Genomic DNA, 7,803 nt, shown 5'->3' on the forward strand with positions numbered 1-7,803 from the left:
ATGACTGTTGGCTTTCCCGATCCCAGTTGTACCCAGGAGCAGCAGATGGCTGACAAATTATCCAAACCTCCGGTAAAGCCGGAGCGGAGCCCGCGCACCCTCGGTGAATGGCATCCTCTCTTGAGCCTGCGGCGCGAGGTTGAGCGGCTGTTCGACGATTTCAGTGCTGTTTCGGCACGGCGTTCGGGCGGCATGTTCGGTGCGGAGCCCTTTTGGCGCGGCGAGTTCGGTCTTGCCCACGCCCCCGCCGTCGACATTGTGGAGCAGGAAAAGAACTATCGAGTCACGGCGGAACTTCCTGGCATGGACGAGAAGGACATCGACGTGAAGTTCGCCGATGGCGTCCTCACGATCACGGGCGAGAAGAAGGAGGAGTCCGAAGAGAAGCAGAAGGACTATTACCGTTCCGAGCGTCACTTCGGTGCCTTCCAACGATCGTTCCGCGTGCCCGACGGGGTCGAAGCCGACAAGATCGAGGCGAGCGTGAAGAACGGCGTCCTGACGGTCCTTCTGCCCAAATCGGATACTGCGCAAAAGCGCGAAACGACGATCGCGATCAAGAAGGGCTAAGGCCCCGGCTCGTCCCGAAGCAGAAGTCCCGGGAAATGCGAGTTGCAGGACATGACATGTGTGATGGCCTCGCGATCGTACTCGTCCCCTGAACGGTAGGCGTCGAAATACGCGTTGAGCCGCGCGATGCGTTCGGGCATGGCGTCGACGGCCTGCAGGCCGACGGAGACGCCGTAGTTGGCGAACGCGATCCGCACGTCCGGCAAATAGGGCTCGCGGCAGAAATAGCCCTGCGGCATCCACATGCGATCCAGCATGGCGAGCGACCGGCGGCGCTGGGTTTGCGCCCAGGTCTCGTCGGGAAAGAACTGGGTCATCCAGAGCATCATGCCAAGGCCGAGGTCCTGGCTGATGGCCAGGCCGCCGGCTGTCGCGCGATGAGGTCCTTCATCTCCGCGATTTCCGGCGCCAGCGCTTCATCGTCGAGAAGGCGGTAGGCGACATAGCCGTCAAAGGCATCGAGTGCGCCAAAACCGTAACCGGGATAGGGGGCACTCAGATCTTCCGTCATCTTCCAGATGACGCCGCGCCCCGGCACGACGAACGGGCGATGAACGTCGCGTGCGAGCGCGATCGCCTCCTGGCGGTAGGCCGGGTCATACCGTCCCATCACGTGAAGCGCGTAGAGCCACATCGCCAAGTAGTGAAAGTACTGACCGTCGCGGTCGGGGGCTTCGCCGATACGGATGCCGCGCTTGCGCCCGAGGACGCGCTTGACCGCGCCAATCACCCAGACGGCTTCGTCGAGATAGTTCTGTTGCCGGAGCGCCTCGTAGAGCGAGGCGAGAAGGACGACGCCGAACGCGTCCGTCCACAGATAGCGCAAGCCGTTGGGCCAGATGCCTTCGTCCCGCATCCAGGCGAGTTTGTCCAAGACGTAATCGAGATCCTGCAGGCCTCGCATCGATCGACCTTCTCAAAACGAGACTCGTGCTTCCGCGCGAGGCAACGGCCGGTCCGAGGCCGGCGACCCTTGCCATCTGCGCGGGTGCGTCATCGTAGCGGGTTCATCTGAAAGGGATTTGTTACGGGCGCATTGATTGGGGTCAAGGGCGCACGGCGCGCCGGGAGGTCACGCTTTCGAGGCTGGACCCGGCGCCGCGATTCGACGCAAAGGGGTCCTATCGCGACTCAGGGCAGATGAGCCAAGGCAGACGACACATGGCAGGTGACAATTGGCCGATAAACCAAGCCAGATAATCACCGGCCAGACTTCGAAAGCGGCCCTCTGTTATGCTAAGGCTCCGGGGCCCAAGATTTGAACTCCAAGCTGGGCGTCAGAGGCCAATCCAGACCCCCACAGCCACTTCGCGGACGAATGACACAAGCAACGCAGACCTGGCTCGTAAGGCTCGTCATTGTCGCGGTGGTCGCCGGCGCCGCCTACCTGTTCTGGCAAAGCTTGCGGCCGGACGGCCCGCCGGAAGGCTTTGCTGCCGGCAATGGCCGCATCGAAGCGACGGAAATCGACGTTGCTACCAAGATCGCGGGCCGCGTCAAGGAGATCGAGGCCTACGAAGGCGACTTCGTCGAGAAGGGCCAGGTCCTCGCCGTCATGGACACGGACGTGCTCGCCGCGCAGCTTCGCGAGGCGCAAGCCGAGCTCCAACGCGCCCATGTGGGAGTGGAGACGGCGCGGAGCCAAGTCTCCCAGCGCGAAGCGGAGAAGGCCGCGGCCGAAGCCTCGGTGGCGCAACGCGAGGCCGAACTCGACGCGGCGCAAAAGCGGCTCGTACGGTCGGAGGAGCTGGTGCCGAAGGGCGCGACCTCGGTGCAGGTGCTGGACGACCGGCGGGCGGCGTTCGAGGCGCCAAGGCGGGCCGTTGCCGCGGCCGAGGCGCAAGTGGCCGCGGCGGACGCCGCGATCGGCCTCGCCAAGTCGCAAGTGATCGGCGCGCGTGCGGCGGTGGACGCGACCCAAGCCACCATCGAGCGCATCAAGGCGGATATCGACGACAGCACCTTGCGCTCGCCGCGCGACGGCCGCGTGCAATATCGCGTCGCGGAGCCCGGGGAAGTCTTGGCGGCAGGCGGCACGGTGCTCAATCTCGTCGACCTCACCGACGTCTACATGACCATCTTCTTGCCGACGGTCGATGCAGGCCGTGTCAAGCTCGGCGCCGAGGCGCGCATCATCCTCGATGCCGCTCCGCGCTACGTCATTCCGGCGAAAGTCTCGTTCGTGTCCGACGTCGCGCAGTTCACGCCGAAGACGGTGGAAACGGAGGAGGAACGGCTGAAGCTCATGTTCCGCATCAAGGCACGGATCGACCCGGCGCTTCTTGAGAAATATATCCGCGACGTCAAAACGGGACTTCCCGGCGTGGCCTATGTGCGGCTCGATCCCGAGCGTCCCTGGCCGGACGACTTGAAAGCGCGCCTGCCCGAATGAGCGAGCCCTCGCCTCACGCCGGTGCGGCGGGAACCGAAGACGGCCCCGTGGCCCGCTTGCGGGGCGTGCGCCTGCGATACGGCAAGGTCGACGCGCTGGCCGGCATCGATCTCGATATTCCTGCTGGGTGCATGGTCGGCCTTCTCGGGCCTGACGGCATCGGCAAGTCGAGCCTGCTGTCGCTCATCGCCGGTGCCCGCGCGATCCAGGAAGGCAAGGTGGACGTGCTTGGCGGCAGCATGGCCAAGCCGGGCCATCGCCGCAGGGTCTGCCCCCGCATCGCGTACATGCCCCAGGGCCTCGGCAAGAATCTCTACCCCACGCTCTCGGTCGCCGAGAATATCGACTTCTTCGCCGCCCTGTTCGGGCATGGCCGCGCCGAGCGCGAGAAACGCATCGCGCTTCTGACGGAGAGCACGGGGCTTGCGCCGTTCGTCGACAGGCCCGTGGGCAAGCTCTCCGGCGGGATGAAACAAAAACTCGGACTGTGCTGCGCGCTGGTGCACGATCCCGACTTCCTCATCCTCGATGAGCCGACCACGGGCGTGGATCCGCTCTCGCGGCGGCAGTTCTGGCGCATGATCGACGATATCCGCCGCGACCGGCCGGGCATGAGCGTGCTGGTCGCCACGGCCTATATGGAAGAGGCGGCGCGTTTCGATTGGCTCGTGGCCATGGATGCTGGGGCCGTGCTTGCCACGGGCACGCCGGACGAACTCATTGCGCGCACCGGAACCAGTTCGCTGGAAGCGGCCTTTATCGCACTGCTCCCCGAGAAGAAGCGCCGCGCCCACAAGCCCGTGGTCATACCGCCGCGCTCTGCCCACGATCATGAGACGGCGATCGAGGCGAAGGGGCTCACCAAACGTTTCGGCGCGTTCACCGCTGTCGATCACGTGAGCTTCGAGATCCAGCGCAGCGAGATCTTCGGCTTTCTCGGTTCGAACGGCTGCGGCAAGACCACCACCATGAAGATGCTGACCGGCCTGCTGCCGCCGAGCGAAGGGCAAGCCTGGCTGTTGGGTCACGCGGTGGACCCGCATGACATCGCAACGCGCCGGCGCGTCGGCTACATGTCGCAGTCCTTCTCGCTCTACAGCGAGCTCACGGTCCGCCAAAATCTGGAATTGCATGCACGCCTGTTCGAGGTGCCCGAACAGGAGATTTCGGGCCGGGTTCAGGAGATGGTGGAACGCTTCGAACTGTCCGGCGTAATCGACGCCTATCCCGACGCGCTGTCGCTCGGCCTCCGCCAGCGGCTGTCGCTCGCCGTGGCCATGATCCACAAGCCCGAGATGCTGATCCTCGACGAGCCGACCTCGGGCGTCGATCCCATCGCGCGCGACGGCTTCTGGCAGATGCTGGCCGAACTTTCCCGCAACGATGGCGTGACCATCTTCATCTCGACGCACTTCATGAACGAGGCGGAGCGCTGCGACCGCATCGCTCTGATGCACGCCGGCAAAGTGCTGGTCACAGAGGCGCCGGCCGATCTCGTCCACGGCTGCGGCGTGGAGACGCTCGAGGATGCCTTCATCCACTATCTGGAAGAGGCCGTGGCCGGTGAGGCGCAGGACGAGGCGGCGGAGGCTCGGGCCGAGAAAGCGTTAGCCGAAACGATGGAAGCGCCTGCACCCGAGCGACCGGCGCGCGGCTGGGAGCGCTATCTCAACCCCCGGCGCCTGTTGAGCTACACAAAGCATGAAGGGCTGGAACTGCGCCGCGATCCCATCCGGCTGACTCTGGCGTTGATTGGCAGCGCCCTTCTCATGCTGGTGATGGGCTACGGCCTTAGCCTCGATGTTGAGGATCTCACATTCGCCGTTCTCGACCGCGATCAGACCACGACAAGCCGCAACTACGCACTCAATCTCGCCGGCTCGCGTTACTTCATCGAGAAGCCGCCCGTCACGGAGCACAGGGATCTCGACAAGCGCATGCGCTCTGGCGAGCTCAGCCTTGTCATCGAGATCCCGGGAAATTTCGCTCGCGATATCGCACGCGGGCGGGATGTCTCCGTGGCTGCCTGGCTCGACGGCGCCATGCCCACGCGGGGGGAGACCGCCCGCGGTTACGTGGAAGGCATTCACGCGGCGTGGCTCAGTGAGAAAGCGCGTCAAACCGGCCAGACGGAAGCCCTTGCGGGACTCGCCAATGTCGAGATCCGTTACCGCTACAATCCCAATGTCAGGAGCGTGGTCGCCATGGTGCCGGCCATTATCCCGCTCTTGCTGATGATGATCCCGGCCATGCTGACGGCGCTCAGCGTGGTGCGTGAGAAGGAGCTCGGCTCCATCGTGAATTTCTATGTGACGCCGACCACGCGGCTCGAATTCCTGATCGGCAAGCAGTTCCCCTATGTGGTTCTGGCCATGCTGAGCTTCTTCGTGCTCATCGTCTTGTCGGTGACCGTCTTCGATGTGCCTCTGAAGGGCAGTCTGCTCACGCTGATCGGCGCGGGGCTTCTCTATGCCGTCGCTGCAACCGGGCTCGGTCTGCTGATCTCCACCTTCATGCGCAGCCAGATCGCCGCGATCTTCGGCACGGCCGTGCTGACCATTCTGCCGGCGGTGAGCTTCTCGGGCATGATCGAGCCGGTTTCGTCGCTCGAGGGCCTCGGCCGTGTCATCGGCGAGGTCTATCCGACCTCGCATTTTCTCACCATCTCGCGCGGCGTGTTCTCGAAGGCGATTTTTCCGACCTGCACAGGCCGTTTCTTGCCCTGGCGGCCGCGGGGCCCGCAGCCATTCTGCTGGGCCGCCATGCTGCTCAAGAAACAGGAGCGCTGACCGATGCGGCTGAGCCACATTTGGTACCTCGGTATCAAGGAACTCCGCAGCCTCGCGCGCGATCGCGGCATGCTGATCCTGATCCTGTATGCGTTCACCCTGGCCATCTATGCCTCGGCGACGGCGATCCCCGAGACGCTTCACCGCGCGCAGATCGCCATCGTGGACGAAGACCGGTCTCCGCTTTCCAACCGCATTATCAGCGCCTTTTACCCGCCTTACTTCGAGACGCCGCAACTGATTACCCATGCCGAGATGGACTCTCGCCTGGATGCGGGCCGCGATACGTTCGCACTCGACATTCCGCCGGAGTTTCAACGCGACCTGTTGGCCGGGCATGAGCCGACGATACAATTGAATGTCGACGCCACGCGCATGGGCCAAGCCTTCACCGGCGGCGGCTATGTCAGCACCATTGTCGGCAGCGAGGTCCGAGCCTTCGTGCAGCGTTATCGCGACACCTACGAGCCACCGGTCGGGCTGACTTTGCGGGCCCGCTTCAATCCCGAACTGACCCAATCCTGGTTCGGCGCCATCATGGAAATGATCGACAACGTGACGCTGCTGGCAATCGTGTTGACGGGCGCGGCTCTTATTCGCGAGCGCGAGCACGGTACGGTCGAGCATCTTCTCGTGATGCCGGTCACCCCGTTCGAGCTCATGGCGAGCAAGGTCTGGGCGATGGGCGCCGTGGTGCTGGTGGCTTGCGCGGTCGCACTGCTGTTTGTCGTGCAAGGGATGCTGGAGGTGCCAATACAAGGGTCCGTCACCCTGTTCCTGACCGGAGCCGCGTTGCAGCTCTTCGCGACCACGTCATTGGGGATTCTCCTGGCGACGTTTGCGCGCTCGATGCCGCAATTCGGATTGCTCCTGATCCTCGTTCTCCTGCCGCTCCAAATGCTGTCGGGCGGCGTCACCCCGCGCGAAAGCATGCCCGAGGCGCTTCAGACTCTGATGCTGGCCGCCCCGAACACCCATTTTGTCATGGCGGCGCAAGCGATCCTGTTCCGGGGCGCAGGGATCGATGCGGTCTGGCCGCAGTTTCTGGCGTTGGCGCTCATCGGCCTCGTCATGTTCGGCATCTCGCTGGCGCGATTCCGTTCCACCATCGGCACCATGGTGTAGGCGAGGCTGGGACCGCCGTCCGGCCGATCCCCAAGCAACCCCATGCGGGCGGTCCTTGGGACCGGCCCGAGACGGCGCGCTAGGCCTGTGAGATCCGATAAACAGGGGTCGTGTCGCAGGCCACGACCTTGTGTCTCGGCGGCTTCTTCTTCGCGATCGCGTCGCGGAGTACAGGTTCCTGCGCGCTTTTCGAACCGGCTAGGTCCGCGATCGTGTGTTGATCGAGAACGCTGATGAACGCCTCGAGAGCGTCGCCGACCATCTGATTGATCGGCATTCCGGCTTTGTTGGGGGCCGAGCGTACGGTGCCGCCTTTGCGGGCCGACCGTATCTTGGCCCTTTCCGTCGCACGGACCACGTCGCCGATGCGGATCTCGTCGGCCGGCCGCGCAAGGGCCAGTCCGCCGCCGCGACCGCGGGTCGTTTGGACGAAACCCCCGCGCACCAGGATCGGCACGATCTTCGCCACATTGTACTCCGTGATTCTCTCCAGGCGCGCGATATCGGCCGCCCGCAGGCGCTTCTTGCCGGCCCGCGCGCAGCGCACGAGAATTCGGATGGCGTGGTGTGTCAGCTTGGTGAGTTGCATCGGTGTCTCGGCACAATACATACCAAACTATCCCGTATCGACCAGACAATTTGGCAATAACCGGAAAGCTTGGCGCTTTGCCCTGACCGCGGCGGACCGGAGGACCCGATCCGAAGCGGCCCCCGACCTTAACGCGAGTTTCTCGATTCGGGCGATCTTCCTTCCCCAAGCCTCATGGGAATAGTCCCCGGACAGTTCATCGCTTCTTCGGACGAACCTCTTGTGACGAACCTCTTGGGAGGAACCTCTTGGGAGGAACCTCTTGGGAGGAACCTCTTGGGAGGAACCTCTTGGGAGGAACCTCTTGGGAGGAACCTCTTGGGAGGAACCTCTTGGGA

At 64.0% G+C, this 7,803-nt stretch carries 7 protein-coding genes; 4 read left to right on the forward strand and 3 right to left on the reverse strand.

What is annotated here, in order from left to right; translation table 11 throughout:
- Positions 1-45: 45 nt before the first annotated feature.
- Entirely contained in the window at positions 46-570 is a 525-nt protein-coding gene (locus AUC68_RS04810; protein WP_069436605.1) for an Hsp20/alpha crystallin family protein, read from the forward strand.
- Here the strand turns inward: AUC68_RS04810 and AUC68_RS17515 are convergent.
- Together AUC68_RS17515 and AUC68_RS17520 are read right to left on the reverse strand one after the other, a co-directional pair.
- On the reverse strand, positions 567-899 hold the full coding sequence (locus AUC68_RS17515; protein ID WP_244500392.1) for a hypothetical protein: 333 nt from the start codon (positions 897-899) through the stop codon (positions 567-569). The genes AUC68_RS04810 and AUC68_RS17515 overlap by 4 nt on opposite strands.
- Positions 896-1,474, reverse strand: coding sequence for a hypothetical protein (locus AUC68_RS17520; protein ID WP_244500393.1), 579 nt, complete (start codon positions 1,472-1,474; stop codon positions 896-898). Before AUC68_RS17520 ends, AUC68_RS17515 begins: the two co-directional genes overlap by 4 nt.
- Positions 1,475-1,888: 414 nt before the next feature.
- Between AUC68_RS17520 and AUC68_RS04820 the strand changes: the two genes are divergently transcribed.
- Genes AUC68_RS04820 through AUC68_RS04830 form a run of 3 tightly spaced genes read left to right on the forward strand, consistent with a single transcriptional unit; the run spans position 1,889 to position 6,876 of the window.
- Positions 1,889-2,962 carry an HlyD family secretion protein gene (locus AUC68_RS04820; protein ID WP_069436606.1) on the forward strand — a complete coding sequence of 358 codons (1,074 nt, stop codon included), beginning with the start codon at positions 1,889-1,891 and terminating at the stop codon, positions 2,960-2,962.
- The gene (rbbA, locus tag AUC68_RS04825) at positions 2,959-5,751 is read left to right on the forward strand and encodes a ribosome-associated ATPase/putative transporter RbbA (protein WP_069436607.1); all 2,793 of its coding nucleotides are present in this window, start codon (positions 2,959-2,961) and stop codon (positions 5,749-5,751) included. The genes AUC68_RS04820 and rbbA overlap by 4 nt, the downstream gene beginning before the upstream one ends.
- A gap of 3 nt (positions 5,752-5,754) precedes the next feature.
- Entirely contained in the window at positions 5,755-6,876 is a 1,122-nt protein-coding gene (locus tag AUC68_RS04830) for an ABC transporter permease (protein ID WP_069436608.1), read from the forward strand.
- Between the two features lie 79 nt (positions 6,877-6,955).
- Here the strand turns inward: AUC68_RS04830 and AUC68_RS04835 are convergent, their stop codons facing one another.
- A complete protein-coding gene (locus AUC68_RS04835) occupies positions 6,956-7,465 on the reverse strand; it encodes an RrF2 family transcriptional regulator (RefSeq protein WP_158008234.1) in 510 nt (169 codons plus the stop codon).
- Positions 7,466-7,803 lie beyond the last annotated feature (338 nt).

Origin of the sequence: Methyloceanibacter methanicus (assembly GCF_001723285.1) — a bacterium.
GTDB lineage: Bacteria > Pseudomonadota > Alphaproteobacteria > Rhizobiales > Methyloligellaceae > Methyloceanibacter > Methyloceanibacter methanicus.

What these genes read in the sequence shown, in the direction of transcription:
- AUC68_RS04810 (WP_069436605.1), top strand. Translation starts at nt 46, where the DNA reads ATGGCTGACAAATTATCCAAACCTCCGGTAAAGCCGGAGCGGAGCCCG.
- AUC68_RS17515 (WP_244500392.1), bottom strand. Translation starts at nt 899, where the DNA reads ATGATGCTCTGGATGACCCAGTTCTTTCCCGACGAGACCTGGGCGCAA.
- AUC68_RS17520 (WP_244500393.1), bottom strand. Translation starts at nt 1,474, where the DNA reads ATGCGAGGCCTGCAGGATCTCGATTACGTCTTGGACAAACTCGCCTGG.
- AUC68_RS04820 (WP_069436606.1), top strand. Translation starts at nt 1,889, where the DNA reads ATGACACAAGCAACGCAGACCTGGCTCGTAAGGCTCGTCATTGTCGCG.
- rbbA (WP_069436607.1), top strand. Translation starts at nt 2,959, where the DNA reads ATGAGCGAGCCCTCGCCTCACGCCGGTGCGGCGGGAACCGAAGACGGC.
- AUC68_RS04830 (WP_069436608.1), top strand. Translation starts at nt 5,755, where the DNA reads ATGCGGCTGAGCCACATTTGGTACCTCGGTATCAAGGAACTCCGCAGC.
- AUC68_RS04835 (WP_158008234.1), bottom strand. Translation starts at nt 7,465, where the DNA reads ATGCAACTCACCAAGCTGACACACCACGCCATCCGAATTCTCGTGCGC.